Annotated in this window: 12 protein-coding genes; 8 read left to right on the forward strand and 4 right to left on the reverse strand. The window is 69.4% G+C overall.

The window, feature by feature from the left end; all coding sequences use genetic code 11:
* Positions 1-116 precede the first annotated feature (116 nt).
* The 7 genes from J3486_RS23580 (at position 117) to J3486_RS23610 (ending at position 10,217) form a co-directional block, all read left to right on the forward strand.
* Positions 117-1,412, forward strand: coding sequence for an extracellular solute-binding protein (locus J3486_RS23580; protein ID WP_307804907.1), 1,296 nt, complete (start codon positions 117-119; stop codon positions 1,410-1,412).
* Between the two features lie 153 nt (positions 1,413-1,565).
* Positions 1,566-2,567, forward strand: a complete 1,002-nt coding sequence (locus J3486_RS23585) for a carbohydrate ABC transporter permease (RefSeq protein ID WP_207823415.1) — start codon at positions 1,566-1,568, stop codon at positions 2,565-2,567.
* Positions 2,568-2,570: 3 nt separating this feature from the next.
* A complete protein-coding gene (locus tag J3486_RS23590) occupies positions 2,571-3,479 on the forward strand; it encodes a carbohydrate ABC transporter permease (protein ID WP_207823418.1) in 909 nt (302 codons plus the stop codon).
* Positions 3,480-3,535: 56 nt separating this feature from the next.
* Positions 3,536-4,963, forward strand: coding sequence for a GH1 family beta-glucosidase (locus tag J3486_RS23595; protein WP_207823420.1), 1,428 nt, complete (start codon positions 3,536-3,538; stop codon positions 4,961-4,963).
* Positions 4,964-5,137: 174 nt separating this feature from the next.
* Positions 5,138-6,814: an aspartate-alanine antiporter gene (aspT, locus tag J3486_RS23600; RefSeq protein ID WP_207823422.1), complete on the forward strand. Its 1,677-nt coding sequence runs from the start codon at positions 5,138-5,140 to the stop codon at positions 6,812-6,814.
* Between the two features lie 17 nt (positions 6,815-6,831).
* The gene (aspT, locus tag J3486_RS23605; protein WP_207823424.1) at positions 6,832-8,535 is read left to right on the forward strand and encodes an aspartate-alanine antiporter; all 1,704 of its coding nucleotides are present in this window, start codon (positions 6,832-6,834) and stop codon (positions 8,533-8,535) included.
* A gap of 32 nt (positions 8,536-8,567) precedes the next feature.
* Positions 8,568-10,217, forward strand: a complete 1,650-nt coding sequence (locus tag J3486_RS23610) for a bifunctional aspartate transaminase/aspartate 4-decarboxylase (protein ID WP_207823426.1) — start codon at positions 8,568-8,570, stop codon at positions 10,215-10,217.
* 66 nt (positions 10,218-10,283) lie between these two features.
* Here the strand turns inward: J3486_RS23610 and J3486_RS23615 are convergent, their stop codons facing one another.
* The gene (locus J3486_RS23615) at positions 10,284-10,763 is read right to left on the reverse strand and encodes a nuclear transport factor 2 family protein (protein ID WP_207823428.1); all 480 of its coding nucleotides are present in this window, start codon (positions 10,761-10,763) and stop codon (positions 10,284-10,286) included.
* A gap of 151 nt (positions 10,764-10,914) precedes the next feature.
* Here J3486_RS23615 and sigJ point away from each other — a divergent pair, with 151 nt between their 5' ends.
* Positions 10,915-11,859, forward strand: coding sequence for an RNA polymerase sigma factor SigJ (sigJ, locus tag J3486_RS23620; protein WP_207823430.1), 945 nt, complete (start codon positions 10,915-10,917; stop codon positions 11,857-11,859).
* A gap of 88 nt (positions 11,860-11,947) precedes the next feature.
* Here sigJ and J3486_RS23625 read toward each other — a convergent pair whose 3' ends face one another.
* The 3 genes from J3486_RS23625 to J3486_RS23635 form a co-directional block, all read right to left on the reverse strand.
* Positions 11,948-13,432: a cellulose binding domain-containing protein gene (locus J3486_RS23625; protein WP_207823432.1), complete on the reverse strand. Its 1,485-nt coding sequence runs from the start codon at positions 13,430-13,432 to the stop codon at positions 11,948-11,950.
* A 132-nt stretch (positions 13,433-13,564) separates the two neighbouring features.
* Complete coding sequence (locus J3486_RS23630; protein ID WP_207823434.1) at positions 13,565-14,965, reverse strand: HAMP domain-containing sensor histidine kinase; 1,401 nt, start codon at positions 14,963-14,965, stop codon at positions 13,565-13,567.
* The gene (locus J3486_RS23635; RefSeq protein ID WP_207823436.1) at positions 14,962-15,651 is read right to left on the reverse strand and encodes a response regulator transcription factor; all 690 of its coding nucleotides are present in this window, start codon (positions 15,649-15,651) and stop codon (positions 14,962-14,964) included. The genes J3486_RS23630 and J3486_RS23635 overlap by 4 nt, the downstream gene beginning before the upstream one ends.
* Positions 15,652-15,709: the final 58 nt, after the last annotated feature.

The following is a 15,709-nucleotide window of genomic DNA, read 5'->3' on the forward strand; positions in this document are numbered from 1 at the left end:
CGAACGGGCCCAGCAAGGCAGTTGGCCGGGGTCAGCACGTCAGAGCAGAGTAAGCACATTGGAGGACAACAATGCGCATTTCGGGCACTCCTCGAGGCCGCGCCCGCCGCACGGCCGTGACCTCGGCAGCCGGTCTCGCCGTGATCGCGCTCCTCACGACCGCCTGTAGCGCGAGCGACGACGGTGACAGCGACTCCGCCGGTGGCGGCGGCAAGATCACACTGCATGTCGGCACGTTCGGCACCTTCGGCTTCGACAAGAAGGGCGCCGATCTCTACACCGCGTACGAGAAGACGCACCCGAACATCAAGATCGTCGAGGACAACGTCCAGGACGGTCAGAAGTACTGGGACACCCTCAAGCTGCGGATGTCCCGCAACAGCGGGCTCGCCGACATCCAGGCCATCGAGGTCGGTTACATAGCCGAGGCCACCGGCCCCACCATGGCGAGCAAGTGGGTCGATCTCTCGAAGGCCAAGGGCGCGGACACCTCGGCGTTCGTGGACTACAAGACCAAGCAGGCCACCGTTCCCGGCAGCGACCAGGTGATCGGACTCGGCACCGACATCGGCCCGATGGCCATCTGCTACCGCAAGGACTACTTCAAGCAGGCGGGGCTCGCCAGCGAGCCGGACGCCGTGGCGAAGCTGTGGCAGGGCGACTGGGCCAAGTTCCTGGACGTCGGCGCCCAGTTCAAGAAGAAGGCCCCGAAGGGCGTGTCCTTCACGGACTCGGCGAGCGGCCTGTTCAACGCCGTGCTGTCGGCCCAGCCGCAGCAGTACTCGGACGCGAACGGCAAGCTGGTCTACGACACCAGTCCCGGTGTGAAGAAGGCCTGGGACCTGGCCGTCAAGGCCGCCGAGGGCGGATACACCGCCAAGCTGCGGCAGTTCGACGAGAAGGGCACCTGGAACGCGGCGATCAAGAACGGCAAGTTCGCCACCGTCGCCTGCCCCGCCTGGATGACCGGCATCATCAAGGACAACGCGCCCAAGGACAAGGGCAAGTGGGCCATCGCGCTGCCCCCGCAGAACGGCAACTGGGGCGGTTCGTTCCTCGGTGTGCCGAAGTCCGGCAAGCACGTCAAGGAGGCCACCGAGCTGGCCACGTACCTGACGGCCGCCGCGCAGCAGGAGAAGGTCTTCGGCGTGAACGGCAACACGCCGTCCAACAAGGCGGCGCTCACCGCCACCGAGTCCGCGAAGATCGCGTACTTCGGTGACACCCCGGCCGGAAAGATCTACTCGACGATCGCGCAGGGCATCACGCCGGCGCCGATCGGTGCGAACGACGGCCAGGTGAAGACCTTCCTCACCGACAACGGCATCCTCGACATCGAGCAGCGCGGCACCGCCCCCAAGAAGGCGTGGGACAACGTGACGAAGCTGGTCAACGACAAGATCGAGCAGTAGGCCCGGCCTCCGGGGCCCTGGGGGGCCCGCCCGGCACCCGTCCCTGACCCGGGTGCCGGGCGTCCCCCCGCCCCTCGCCCTTTGCTCCCCCGCTCCCCTTTCTCGTACGTGAGCACCGCAACGCACCACATCCGAACCGGAAGGAAAGCCCCCGTGGCCACCTCCGTCAAGGCGGACGCCGGCGGCAGTCCGCCCTCCGCACCTCCCTCCGCCGCCTCGGCCCGGCGTCCCGAACCCTCCTCCTGGCGCAGCAAGTTGTACCGCTGGGACATGAAGGGCTCGCCCTACGCCTTCATCACCCCGTTCTTCCTCTGCTTCGCGGCCTTCGGGCTCTTCCCGCTGATCTACACCGGCTGGCTCTCCCTGCACCGGGTGCAGCTGGGCGCCGAGAGCAGCGCCGAGTGGGTGGGCCTGGACAACTACAGCTGGCTGGCCGGCAGCGAGTTCTTCTGGCACGCGCTCGCCAACACCTTCACCATCGGCGTCATCTCGACCGTCCCGCAGCTCCTGATGGCCCTCGGCCTCGCGCATCTGCTCAACTCGCATCTGCGCGGCCGCGGCTTCTTCCGGATCGCGGTCCTCGCGCCGTACGCCACCTCGATCGCCGCGGCGACACTGGTCTTCGCCCAGCTGTTCAACACCGACTACGGCATGATCAACTCGCTGCTCGACGTCTTCGGGCTCGGACCGGTCCAGTGGGACGCCGACAAGTGGCCCGCGCAGATAGCCATTTCGACGATCGTGACCTGGCGCTGGACCGGCTACAACGCGCTGATCTACCTCGCCGCGATGCAGGCCGTGCCGAACGACCTGTACGAGGCGGCGGCCCTCGACGGGGCCTCCCGCTGGCGGCAGTTCATCAGCGTGACGATTCCCTCGATCCGTCCGACGATCCTGTTCACCATCGTCGTCTCCACGATCGGCGCCACCCAGCTGTTCGGTGAGCCGATGCTGTACGGCGGCTCGGTCGGTATCGGCGGCGGCAGCGGCGGCCAGTACCAGACGCTCTCGCTGCTGATGTACCAGACCGGCTGGACCAACAACTCGCTGGGCAGGGCCTCCGCCATCGCCTGGGTGATGCTGCTGATCCTGCTGCTGATCGGCGGGGTGCAGGCGCTCGCGTCGCGCGTCAACCGCAAGAAGCTGGGAGGCTGATCCATGACCGTCCAACTCCCGGCGCCCGCGGTGGCGTCCGCCGGTGCGCAGGTCTCGCGCCGTCGCCGTTTCGCGCCCGGCGCGGGCGACCAGCGCAAGGCGGGTCTGCTCACCTACGCCCTGCTGATCATCGCGGCGTTCGTCTCGCTGTTCCCGCTGTACTGGAACGTGGTGGCGGCCTCGCACGACGCGACCCGGGTGCAGCAGGCGCCCGCGCCGCTGCTGCCGGGCCCGCATCTGCTCGACAACCTCTCCACGGCGTGGAACCAGGTCCACATGGGTGTGGCCCTGATCAACACCACCATCGTGGCGAGCGTGATCAGCATCAGCACCGTGCTCTTCGCGACGCTGGCCGGGTTCGCCTTCGCCAAGCTCCAGTTCAAGGGCCGCAATCTGCTGCTCGCGCTGGTCGTCGCGACGATGACGGTGCCGCCGCAGCTCACGGTCATCCCGCTGTACCAGATCATCACGGACCTGAAGTGGACGGACACCCTGCAGGCCGTGATCATGCCCTCGCTCGTCGCGGCGTTCGGTGTGTTCTTCATGCGGCAGTTCCTCGTGGAGGCGCTGCCCGTGGAGCTGGTCGAGGCGGCCCGGGTGGACGGGGCGAACAGTCTGCGCGTGATCTGGCACGTGGTGTTCCCCGTGGCGCGGCCCGCGATGGCGGTCCTCGGCATGCTGACGTTCGTCCAGGCGTGGAACGACTTCTTCTGGCCGTTCATCGTGCTGACCGACACCGGCACGCCCACGCTCCAGGTCTCCCTCGCCGGCCTCGGCGCGGGCAACCACACGGTGGACACCGCGGTGGTGCTGACCGGCGCGCTGATCTCCACGGTCCCCCTGCTCGCGGTCTTCGCCCTGCTGGGCAAGCACATCGTGGGCGGTATCACCGCGGGCGCGGTCAAGAGCTGACCCCGGCCAGGACCGACTTCCCTTTCCGTACTCGATCCCCGCTTGGGAGCGCTTCCATGACCTCTGGCACCCAGGAGTCCTCCGACTTTCCGCCCGGTTTCCTCTGGGGTGCGGCCACCGCCGCCTACCAGATCGAGGGCTCGGCGAACGCCGACGGCCGCACCCCCTCCATCTGGGACACCTTCAGCCACACCCCCGGCAAGACCCTGGGGGGTGACACCGGGGACGTGGCGGTGGACCACTACCGCAGGAGGGCCGAGGACGTCGAGCTGATGAGCGAACTGGGGCTCGGCGCCTACCGGTTCTCCGTCTCCTGGCCGCGGGTGCAGCCGACCGGGCGCGGCCCGGCCGTCCAGCGCGGCCTGGACTTCTACCGGTCACTCGTCGACGACCTCCTCGACCACGACATCAAGCCCGTGCTCACCCTGTACCACTGGGACCTGCCGCAGGAGCTGGAGGACGCGGGCGGCTGGCCGGTGCGCGGCACCGCCGAGCGGTTCGCCGAGTACGCGGCCCTGGTCGGCGAGGCGCTCGGCGACCGGGTGGAGATGTGGGCCACTCTCAACGAGCCCTGGTGCAGCGCGTTCCTGGGCTACGGCTCCGGGGTGCACGCCCCCGGCCGCACCGACCCGGTCGCGGCCCTGCGCGCCGCCCACCACCTCAACCTGGGACACGGTCTGGCGACCCAGGCGCTGCGCTCGGTGCTGCCGGCCCGCGCGCAGATCGGCATCAGCCTCAACCCGGCGGCCGTGCGGGCCCACAGCGACGACCCGGCCGACCTGGACGCCAGGCGCCGGATCGACGCGCTGGCCAACCGCGTCTTCAGCGGGCCGATCCTGCAGGGCGCCTACCCGGAGGACCTGCTCGCCGACACCGCGCGCCTGACCGACTGGTCCTTCGTGCAGGACGGCGACACCGCGACCGCCCACCAGCCGCTGGACTTCCTGGGCATCAACTACTACCAGCCGACCGTGGTCGCGGCCCCGGCGCCCGGCGCGGGCAAGGTCAAGGGCGCCGACGGTCACGGCGCCTCCGACCACTCGCCCTGGCCCGCGGCGGAAGACATCGTTTTCCACCCGGCTCCCGGCGAGCGCACCGCGATGGGCTGGTCCGTCGACCCGAGCGGGCTGCACGACCTGCTGCTCCGGTACAGCGAGGAGGCACCGGGCGTTCCGCTGTACATCACGGAGAACGGTGTCGCCTACGACGACAAGCCGGGTCCCGACGGCACGGTCCACGACCCGGACCGGATCCGCTATCTGCACGGGCACCTGGGCGCGATCCGGCAGGCGGTGGCCGACGGCGCCGATGTGCGCGGGTACTTCCAGTGGTCGCTGATGGACAACTTCGAATGGTCGTACGGCTACAGCAAGCGGTTCGGCATGGTCTACATCGACTACGAGACGCTGGAGCGGACCCCGAAGTCCAGTGCCGCCTGGTACGCGCAGGTGGCGGCGGCCAACCAACTGCCGCCCGCGCCGTGACGCGTTCGTACTGAACGGTCACGGATCGCGGTTCCGGGGCCCGAGGGGGGCTGAGGGCCGGGGGGAAGGGCCGGTGCGCCGACAACCCGTGTGGCGGGTTGGCGCACCGGCCCTTATTTTTCGGCTATGCCTGATATGTCCCGTACATCCGCTCCCGGAATCCGCTGAGCCGCCATGGGCGTACTCAAGGACCACCCGGAACTCGTCCTGTTCGCGTCTCTCGCGCTCGGCTACCTCGTCGGGAAGCTGCGCGTGGGGCCGCTCACCCTGGGCGGCATCTGCGGAACGCTGATCGTCTCGCTGCTCCTGGGCGCCTGGACCAAGGCCCAGGTCTCGGACGACGTGAAGACGGTGTTCTTCGCGCTGTTCATCTTCGCCCTCGGCTACATGGCCGGACCGCAGTTCTTCCGCAACCTCAACAAGAAGTCGCTGCGCTTCTTCGTGCTGTGCGGCATCGAACTGGTCTGTGTCCTCGGTATCGCCTTCGGCCTCGCCAAGTGGTTCGACCTCGACGTCGGCACGGCCTCCGGCATCCTGGCGGGCGCGGCCACCGAGTCGGCCGTGGTCGGCACCGCGACCGAGTCCATCGGCAAGCTCAGCAATCTGACCGCCGCGCAGATCACCGAGTACCAGGGCAACGTCGCCACCGCGTACACGGTCTGCTACCTCTTCGGCCTGATCACGATCGTGCTCTACACGAGCCAGATCATGCCGATGCTGCTCCGCATCAATCTGCGCGACGCCGCCCGCGAGCTGTGGGAGAAGACGCGCTCCAGCGGCAGCCTGGAGGCCGACGAGCGTCCGGCGCTGCCGGGCATGGTCGGCCGTACGTATCTGGTGACCACCGCCGACGGGCGGACCATCGGCGACCTGACGTCCCATCTGGCCGAACGGGTCACCGTCGAATCGGTCAAGCGGGGCAGCAAGATCCTCGACGTCACCCCCGGCCTGGAGCTCACCCTCTCCGACCTGGTGCTGCTCGTCGGCCGGCGGGCCAACGTCATCGACGCGGGGCGGCTCATCGGCCCCGAGACACCGGGCGTCCCCGGACTCGACTCGCCGCTGGCCAGCCGCGAGGTCTCGGTCACCGACAAGGCCCTGGAGGGCGTGACGGTCGACGCGATGCAGCGGTCCCACCCGGAGTTCCTCGAGGACGGCATCTACGTCACCGACATCACCCGCGGCGACACGGACATCCCCGCCAACGGCGACACCGTGCTGCACCGCGGCGACGTGCTCACCCTGGTGGGCGCCCGCTCGGGGCTGAACAAGCTGGTCGCCAAGATCGGCTCGGTGGTCAAGAACGACGCCACCGACTTCATCTACCTGGGCCTCGGCATCGCCGCCGGTTCGCTGCTCGGGCAGATCGTGGTCAAGTTCGGCGACGTGCCGCTCTCCCTGGGGACCGGCGGCGGCTGTCTGATCTCGGGCCTGCTGTTCGGCTGGTTCCGCTCGCGGTCGCAGACCTTCGGCGCGTTCCCGCCGCAGGCCGCCTCCACGATCAAGGACATGGGCCTCGCGGTCTTCATCGCCTGCACGGGTCTGGTCTCCGGGCCGCAGGCATGGCCGCTGCTCAAGGAGTACGGGGCGCTGCTGCCGTTCGCCGGGATCGCGATGGTGCTGATCCCCGCCACGCTCTCCCTGATCATCGGCCGCAAGCTCCTCAACATCGAGAAGCCGCTGCTGATCGGCGCCATCGCCGGACAGCAGTGCTCGACCCCCGCGATCACCGCGGTCACCCAGGTGGCGCAGTCGTCGGTGCCGATGCTCGGCTACACGATCACCTACGCCCTCTCCAACTTCCTGCTCCCCCTGACGGGCCCCGTGCTCGTCGGCGTACTCGGACACTGAGAGGACGGCACCCACAAGTGATCGACTTCCTCAACCGGAACATCTTCCAGCCCTATCCAGAGCTGCTGGTGTTCATCACGGTCGCCTTCGGCTTCCTGCTCGGGAAGATCCGCTACAAGGCCATCGCGCTCGGCGCCGTCACCGGCTGTCTCGTCGCGGGCCTGCTGCTCGGCGCCTGGTCCAAGGTCCAGATCGACGGCACGGTGAAGAGCCTGTTCTTCATCATGTTCCTGTTCGCCCTGGGCTACAAGGTCGGCCCGCAGTTCTTCCGCGGCCTGAAGACCGACGGTCTGCCGCAGGTCCTCAACGCCGTCGTCGTCTGTGTCTCGGGCCTGCTGATCTGCTGGGTCTTCGCGGCGATGCTCGGCTACGGCCCCGGTCTGTCCGCCGGTCTGCTGGGCGGCGCGCTCACGCAGTCGGCGGTGATCGGTGTCGCGCAGGACGCCATCGGCACCCTGCCCGGCCTGTCGGGCGCGGCGGCCAAGAACGAGGAGAACCTCGTCGCGATCGGCTACGCGGTGACGTATCCGCTCGGCACGATCCTGTGCGCGATGCTCCTCGCCAACATCCTGCCCAAGATCTACAAGAAGGACCTGGCCGCCGAGTCGGCCCTCATCGCCAAGGAACTGGACGCGCCCAGCGACGACCCCGACCTCGCCGAGGGCTACTACGAGGTGGTGCTGCGCGCCTACACCATCGAGCGCCCGGACATCGTCGGCCGCACCATCGACGACTTCGAGAACCAGCAGAAGGCGCTCGGCCACCGCATCTACATCACGCGGGTACGCCGGGACGGGCAGATCCTCGACCACACGCAGCAGACCGTGCTGCAGCAGGGCGACGTCGTCGCGCTGAGCGCGCTGCGCGGCTCGCTGGTCGACTACGACGCCCGTACGCACATCGGCATGGAGACCGACGACATCGAACTCCTCGGCTACCAGACCGAGTCGCTGCACGTCGTCGCCTCCGAGAAGGCCCAGCTCGGCAAGACCATCGGCGAGCTGCGCAAGGAGCCGTTCATGGTCGGCGTCTACATCGACAAGCTGTACCGCTCCGGCGCCGAGTTCCCCTACCGCCTGTCCACGAAGGTCGAGCGCGGTGACACCCTGATCCTCACCGGGCCCAAGCGGCTGGTGGACCCGGCGGGCGCGGCGATCGGCAAGCCGGTCCCGACCTCGTTCGCGACCGACATGATCTGGGTCGGCCTCGGCATCTTCCTCGGCGGCTGCCTCGGCATCCCGGCCCTCACGGTCTCCGGCGTCCCGATCTCGCTGTCCACCTCGGGCGGCGCGCTCATCATGGGTCTGGTCTTCGGCTACATCCGCGGCAAGTACCCGACGTACGGCAATGTCCCGCCCGGCGCCCAGTGGTTCATGGACACGCTCGGCCTGTGCATGTTCGTCGCGATCGTCGGCATCAACGCGGGGCCGAGCTTCACCTCGGGCCTGTCCGAGGCCGGCTGGGGCCTGCTGATCTTCGGCGCGGTAGCCACCGTGATCCCGCTGATCATCGGCTTCCTCTTCGGCCACTACGTGCAGAAGATCCGCTTCCCGATCCTGATGGGCGTCCTGGCCGGCGGCCAGACCACCACCGCGGCGATCGGCGCGATCAACGAGGCGTCCAGGTCCCAGGTCCCCACCCTCGGCTACACGATCCCGTACGCGGTCGGAAACGTCCTGCTGACCATCTGGGGCGCCGTGATCGTCCTCCTCCAGCACTGAGCACCGTACTGAGCACGTAAGGAACACAGCACATGCCGAAGACGAATCTGACCCGCGAGCAGATCCAGCAGTACGCGCAGCTCTCCCCCTTCGAGCTGAAGAACATCTTCATCGACCTCGCCAAGGAGGCGCAGGCCGACAAGCCCGGCCAGAAGGGCACCTCCAGCGTCCAGATGCTCAACGCGGGCCGCGGCAACCCGAACTGGGTGGCCACCGGGCCGCGTGAGGCGTTCTACGCCCTCGGCTACTTCTCGCTCTCCGAGTCCCGCCGGGTGTGGACCGCCGACAACCTCGGCGGCATGCCGGAGAAGACGGGCGCGTACGAGCGCTTCGACGCGTTCGTGCGCCGCAACCCCGACATGCCCGGCATCGAACTGCTCGCGCAGTGCGTGCAGTTGGGCATCCAGCGGTTCGGGTTCGACAAGGACGCGTTCGTGCACGAGCTCACCGACAGCTCGATCGGTGACAACTACCCCGTCCCCGACCGCATCCTGGAGCACGTCCAGGAGATCGTGCGCGGCTACATCGCGGACGAGATGTTCGACAAGAAGCCGCCGCCCGGCGACATCTCGTACTTCGCGACCGAGGGCGGCACCGCCGCCATGTGCTACATCTTCGACTCGCTCATGAAGAACGGGATGCTGAAGAAGGGCGACAAGATCGCCCTGATGGTGCCGGTCTTCACGCCGTACATCGAGATCCCCGAGCTCGACACGTACGAGTTCGACGTGACGTACGTCGAGGCGAGCATGTTCGCCGAGACGGGCGTGCGCGAGTGGCGCTACCCGGAGGAGGAGGTGGCCAAGCTCGAAGACCCCGAGATCAAGCTGGTCTGCCTGGTCAACCCCTCCAACCCGCCCTCGCTGGCGCTCTCCCAGCGGGTCGCCGACCAGCTGAAGAACATCGTCGCCACGAAGAACCCGAACCTGCTCATCGTCACGGACGACGTGTACGGCACGTTCGTGGAGGGCTTCCGCTCGATCGCCGCGGACATCCCCCGCAACACCCTGCTCGTGTACTCGTACTCGAAGCACTACGGCTGCACCGGCTGGCGGCTCGGCGTCATCGGCCTGCACGACGACAACATCATCGACGAGCGCATCGCCGCACTCCCCCAGGACGAGAAGGACCGCCTGAACAAGCGGTACAGCTCGCTGACCCTGGAGCCCGAGAAGATCAAGTTCATCGACCGCCTGGTCGCGGACTCCCGCCAGGTGGCCCTGAACCACACCGCGGGCCTCTCCCTCCCCCAGCAGGTGATGCTGGCCTTCTTCTCCCTCTTCGACATGCTGGACGAGGGCCAGGCGTACAAGGAGAAGATCCGCGGCATCGTGCGCCAGCGCCTGGACCTCCTCCTGGAGGGTTCCCAGATGAAGATCTCCGACGACCCGCACCGGGCCGGCTACTACATCGAGCTGGACCTGCTGGCGCAGGCGGAGCTGGAGCACGGCAAGGCGTTCGCCGCGTACCTGGAGAAGAACTACGAGCCCGTCGACCCGCTGTTCCGCCTCGCCCAGCAGACGGGCGTCGTCCTCCTCAACGGCGGCGGCTTCGAGGGCCCGCAGTGGTCGGTCCGCGTCTCGCTCGCCAACCTCGACGACCTGGACTACCTGAAGATCGGCCACCACCTGCGGGAGATCTTCAACGACTACGCGGAGGAGTGGAGGTCCGCGTCCGCGTAGGGCTCCACCACCGTGGCGACCGGGGCATCCCCTTGGGGGGTGCCCCGGTCGTCTTCTTTTCGGGGTTCACTCCCCGGACGCGGCGAACTCCGCGAACGTCGTCCCCGTCAGCGCGGCCGTGTCGATGTACCTGACCTCGTAGACGCGTTCCGCGAACCGCCAGCCCTGGTCGGGCGTGCGGACGTAACGGTCGTGGTAGAGCGCGTAGTTGAGGTGCGAGGCGCCGTCGCGCCGACGGCCCAGCTCCTGGATGTAGGAGCGGCCCGTGGCGGTGTCCGCGGCGAGCTGGATCGTGCCCGGGTGCACGGTCTGGATGAAGTAGTCCCACGCGTCCTGCAACTGCTCGATCCCGGCGCGGATGCGGTCGCGGCCGGTGAACCCGATGCCTCCCTCCGGGATCCGCAGCGCACCGTCCGTCGTGAACAACTGCGCGAAGCGGTCGTAGTCGCCCATCATGATCGCGTCGGTGAACTCGCCGCGCAGCGCCTCGATCGCGAGACGGTCGGTGAGGGTGCGAAGGACGTGCGTGTCGTTCGTGCTGCTCATGGGGGCCTCCCGGGCTCCGTGGGCCGTCTTTGCCCGTACCGACGAGGTGGGCGCGCGGAGTGTGAGGGGCGCGGGCACGTCATATTTCGGGGGGCTGTCCCGTCGTACTCGCACAGACACGGAGACGACCGCGAAGGGCGGCGACCACACCATGAGCACTCCCCCCGATCCCGGGCTCGACGCGGTCATCAGCGAGCGGCGGCAGTTGATCAGTCTCGCGTACCGGCTGCTCGGCTCCCTGGCCGACGCGGAGGACGTGGTGCAGGAGACGTACGCCCGCTGGTACGCGATGCCCCGGGGGCGGCGGCAGGAGATCGACTCGCCGGGCGGCTGGCTGACGACCGTCGCGGGGCGGATCTGTCTCGACGTGCTGCGCTCGGCGCGCGTCCGGCGGGAGAGCTATGTGGGCGAGTGGGTGCCGGAGCCGGTGCCGGACAGTGTGGAGTGGCTGGGTGGCCGCGCGGGCGGGGAGCAGGGCGATCCGGCGGAGCGGGTGACCCTGGACGAGTCGGTCTCCATGGCGTTTCTCGTCGTGCTCGAATCGATGACGCCCGCCGAGCGGGTCTCGTTCGTGCTGCACGACGTGTTCCGCTATCCGTTCCCGGAGGTGGCGAAGATCGTCGGGCGGTCCCCCGCCGCCTGCCGGCAGCTGGCGGTGTCGGCGCGGCGCAGGCTGGACTCCGCGCGGCCCGGGTCCGCCGGGAACGATCAACATGCCGCTGTCGTACGGAAGTTCAAGGCGGCCTGGGACGCCAAGGACATCGACGCGCTGGTCGGGCTGCTCGACCCGGACGCCGTCGCGGCGAGCGACGGTGGCGGGGTCGTGCGGGCGCTCCTCGAACCGCTGCACGGCGCCGAGGCCATCGGCGGCTTCCTGGCGATGCTCATCGAGGGGGCGCCGGACCTGAGGCCGGTCGAGCGGACGGTCAACGGGCAGGCCGGGCTCGTGCTGGAACTGGGCGGGGCGACGTCGGCGGTCATGGCGTTCGACGTCCGCGACGGCCGGATCCGGCGCATGTGGTCGGTGCGGAACCCGGAGAAGCTGCGGCCCTGGGGGCCCACCCTCGACGCGGCGCAGGAGCAGCGGCGCACATGACGGCGGCCCCGGCCGGTGTGGGGGGTCGTCATCCGGCCGGGGCTGCCGCCCCCGTTGGGGAGGTGGCTCAAGTGGCGCCGGTCAGCGCCTAGTTGAAGGCGGCGAACGCCTTCTGGAAGGCGTTGGCCGACTGCTCGATGGAGCTGCACGTCGGGTCGGCGTAGTTCTTCGCGCCGCCGTCGCACTGCTTGTCACGGGTGGCCGACCACATCGACAGGCCGCCCAGGCCCTTGTTCTTGGCGAAGGAGACGAGCTGCGTGGCGTCGTCGACCTTGAAGATCTCGGACGAGACGTCGTTGACGCCGATCATCGGGGTGATCCCGACGGCCTTCCACGCGGCCGTGTCCGACAGGCCGAGGGCGGACTTGATCTGCGCCTGGGTGGCGGTCGCGGCCTGCTCGGCGTAGGTGCCCATGTCGCCGCTGTACGAGGCTCCGTAGTCCATCGCCATGATGTTGACGAGGTCGGTGGAGACGCCGTTCTCCTTGGCGTTCTTCAGGAAGTTCACGCCGTCCGACGTGAGGCCCTCCGGCATCACGGGGAGGGTGAAGGAGACGTTCAGACCGGCGTTGTTCTTCTGGAGCGTGGCGATGGCCCGGGCCCGCTCGGTGTTCGCCGCCGTGTCGGGCAGCGCGCCGCCCTCGACGTCGAAGTCGACCTTGGTGAGCTTGTACTGGTCGATGACCTTCTGGTACGCCGCCGCCAGGTCGGAGGCGGAGGAGCAGGCCTGCGCCAGCTCGGTGCCGGACGCGCCGCCGAAGGAGACCCGGACGTCGCCGCCCGCGGCCCTCAAGTCACCGATCTGCGCGGCGACTTCGTCGCTGCCGAGGTCGGTGACGCCGCCCCACTTCGGGACGCAGGAACCACCGGAGGTGATGAAGGCGAGGTTGTACTCCTTCACGCCCGTGGCCTTGGAGGAGGAGACCAGGTCGAACTTCGGGTACAGCGACGTGTCGACGTACGGGGCGAAGCCGGCGCTCGCCGTCGAGCCCGAGCCGGTACCGGAGGACGAGGACGTCGAGGGGCTCGCGGTGGCGGTCGAGGTGGCCGTCGCGGTGGGCTGCGCGGTCTTGGTCGCCGAGGCCGTCGGGGACGGGGTCGCCGACTCGGTCGGGCGGCCGCTGGGCTCCGGCGTCGCGCCGCTGTCGACGGAACAGGCCGTGTCGTTGATCTTGCAGCCGGTCGGGGCGGCGTCACCGGACGCGACGAAGCCGACGGTCACGGACTTGCCGGCCGCGATGCCCTCCTTGTCCCAGGAGGCGGGGGTGACGGTGACGTGCTGCCCGTCGGTCTTCGACTCGGCGTTCCACAGCGAGCTCAGCTTCACGCCGCTGGGCAGGTCGAACTCCAGGGTCCAGCCGGTCTGGGCCTTGTCGGTGTCGTTGGTGATGACGTACTGACCGGTGTAGCCGCCGGTCCAGCTGCTGGTCTTCGAGAACTCGGCGCCCACGGAGGCCGCCGACGCCGTCGAGGTGAAGAAGAACGCGCCGCCGCCCACGACGGCCGCGGCGACGAGGCCGCCTATCGCCTTGTTCCTGCCGCTGACCTTGCTGCGCCGGTGCGTGCTGCTCATCGCGTGCCTGCCTTAGCTGTACGAGGAAACGTACGGGGATGTACGTGGGGGTGGGGGTGCGGCAGCACGCTAGCGATCCGGAACCCGTCAATTCGGGCAAGAGGGAAGGGGCCCTCGGATCTTAGGGTTGGCTTAAGGAAGGGATCGGGAGCGATTAAAGGTAGAGACCAATCCTTTACGTTCGCGGCTCCGATGTCCGCGGCCGCGGCGACCCTCGCCCGGCGCCCGGCCGTCGAGCTGCACCCAGATCCGCACCTCGGTGCCGCCGAGCACGGACGAGCCGATGCGGACGTCGCCGCCGGTCGACTCGGCGAGGCGGCGCACGATGTCGAGGCCGAGCCCGGTGGAGCCGACCCGGCCGTCGGCCTTGCCGCGGGCCAGGGCCGCCTCGGGGTCGAGGATGCCGGGCCCCGCGTCGGAGACGAGCACGATGACCGCGTCCTCACCGCTGTGCACGTCGACGGCGAAGGCGGTGCCCTCGGGGGTGTGCCGGAAGACGTTGCCGAGCAGCGCGTCGAGGGCGGCGGCCAGCTCTCCGCGGACGACGGGGATCCGCACCGGCCGGTCGACGCCGGCGACCCGCACCTTGCGGCCCTCGTCCTCGGCGAGCGCGGACCAGAACGCCATGCGCTCGCGGATCACCTCGGCGGCGTCGCACCCGGCGCCCGGCCCTGCCGCGGCGGTCTGCGGCTTGGCCTCACGGGCCGTGCGGATGATGGTGTCGACCTCGCGTTCCAGCTGCTCGACGGCGACGCGGGTCTGCTCGGCGGCGGGCCCGTCGCCGAGCGAGGCGGCGTTCAGCCGCAGCACGGTGAGCGGGGTCCGCAGCCGGTGCGACAGGTCGGCCGCCAACTCCCTTTCGTTGGCGAGGAGCTGGACCACCTGATCGGCCATGGAGTTGAACGCCACGGCAGCGAGCCGCAGTTCGGTGGGCCCGTCCTCCGGGACCCGGGCGCCGAGCCTGCCCTCTCCGAGTTCGTGCGCGGCGCCGACGAGCCGCTGCGCGGGCTGCACCATGCGCACCCCGAGCCGGTCGGCGACGGCCACACTCCCGATGATCAGCGCGATCCCGACTCCGGCGAGGACCAGCCAGGCCGTGGTCACGCCGTTGCTGACCTCGGCCTCGGGCACGTAGACCTCGACGACCGCGATCTTGGTGGTGCTCACCGCGATGGGCTGCAGCCACACGGACCCGCCGGGCACGTCGTGCACGGCCGCCCGCCGGGTGTGGTTCAACTCGTCGGTGTCCGCCCGCAGTTCGCCGAGCCGGATGGCCGGGTCGGCGCCGTCCGCCGGGACGTAGATGGACATCCGGTCCTCGCCGCCGGTCTGTGCGGTGGCGAGGGCGCGGACGAGCTGGTCGCGGTCGGTGGTGATGGAGAGCGTGGGGCCGAGGGCGGCGGCGGTCCGCTCGGCGTTGGAGAACGCCCGGTCGCGGGCCATCTCCTTGATGACGAGGCCGAGCGGGATCGCGAACGCCACCACGACCATCGTCGTGACGGCGAGGCAGACCTTGACCAGCGCCCACCTCATGCCGGCGGTTCCAGCTTCACGCCGACGCCGCGCAGCGTGTGCAGATAGCGCGGCCGCGCGGCCGTCTCCCCCAACTTCCTTCTGAGCCACGACAGATGCACGTCGATGGTCTGGTCGTCGCCGTACGACTGCTGCCACACCTCGGCGAGCAGCTCCTTGCGCGGGACGACGACGCCGGGCCGCCCGGCGAGGAAGGTGAGCAGGTCGAACTCGCGCCGGGTCAGGTCGAGCGACACGCCGTCCAGCTCGGCCTGGCGGCGCAGCGGGTCGATGGCGAGCCCGCCGACCCGGATGAGGCGGGACGGCGGCTCGGCACCGGCGCTGCCGCGCGCCCGGCGCAGCACGGCGGTCATCCGGGCGGACAGGTGCTCGGGCGAGAAGGGCTTGGTGAGGTAGTCGTCGGCGCCGTCGTTGAGCAGCCGGACGATCTCCGCCTCGTCGTCCCGCGCCGTGGCGATGATCACGGGTACGTCGGTGATCCCGCGCAGCATCTTCAGCGCCTCGGCTCCGTCCAGGTCGGGCAGACCGAGATCGAGAATCACCACGTCGAACCGGAAATGGGCGACCTCGCGCAGCGCCTCCAGAGCCGTACCGACACTGCGCACGGTGTGTGCGGCGTCGGTCAGGTGCCGGATGAGGGCTGAGCGTACGAACTGGTCGTCCTCGACCACGAGCACACTTGCCATGGGCGGCACCGTACGCCATCCGGGCGTTTACAGCCCTCTTCCGGGTGACTGCGGTCCG

The organism is Streptomyces sp. VRA16 Mangrove soil, assembly GCF_017377775.1.
Classification (GTDB): Bacteria; Actinomycetota; Actinomycetes; order Streptomycetales; family Streptomycetaceae; genus Streptomyces.

Coding starts and splice junctions, on each gene's coding strand:
- J3486_RS23635 (WP_207823436.1), bottom strand. CDS start 15,651: ATGGCAAGTGTGCTCGTGGTCGAGGACGACCAGTTCGTACGCTCAGCC.
- J3486_RS23625 (WP_207823432.1), bottom strand. CDS start 13,432: ATGAGCAGCACGCACCGGCGCAGCAAGGTCAGCGGCAGGAACAAGGCG.
- J3486_RS23590 (WP_207823418.1), top strand. CDS start 2,571: ATGACCGTCCAACTCCCGGCGCCCGCGGTGGCGTCCGCCGGTGCGCAG.
- J3486_RS23610 (WP_207823426.1), top strand. CDS start 8,568: ATGCCGAAGACGAATCTGACCCGCGAGCAGATCCAGCAGTACGCGCAG.
- J3486_RS23595 (WP_207823420.1), top strand. CDS start 3,536: ATGACCTCTGGCACCCAGGAGTCCTCCGACTTTCCGCCCGGTTTCCTC.
- aspT (WP_207823422.1), top strand. CDS start 5,138: ATGGGCGTACTCAAGGACCACCCGGAACTCGTCCTGTTCGCGTCTCTC.
- J3486_RS23615 (WP_207823428.1), bottom strand. CDS start 10,763: ATGAGCAGCACGAACGACACGCACGTCCTTCGCACCCTCACCGACCGT.
- J3486_RS23630 (WP_207823434.1), bottom strand. CDS start 14,965: ATGAGGTGGGCGCTGGTCAAGGTCTGCCTCGCCGTCACGACGATGGTC.
- sigJ (WP_207823430.1), top strand. CDS start 10,915: ATGAGCACTCCCCCCGATCCCGGGCTCGACGCGGTCATCAGCGAGCGG.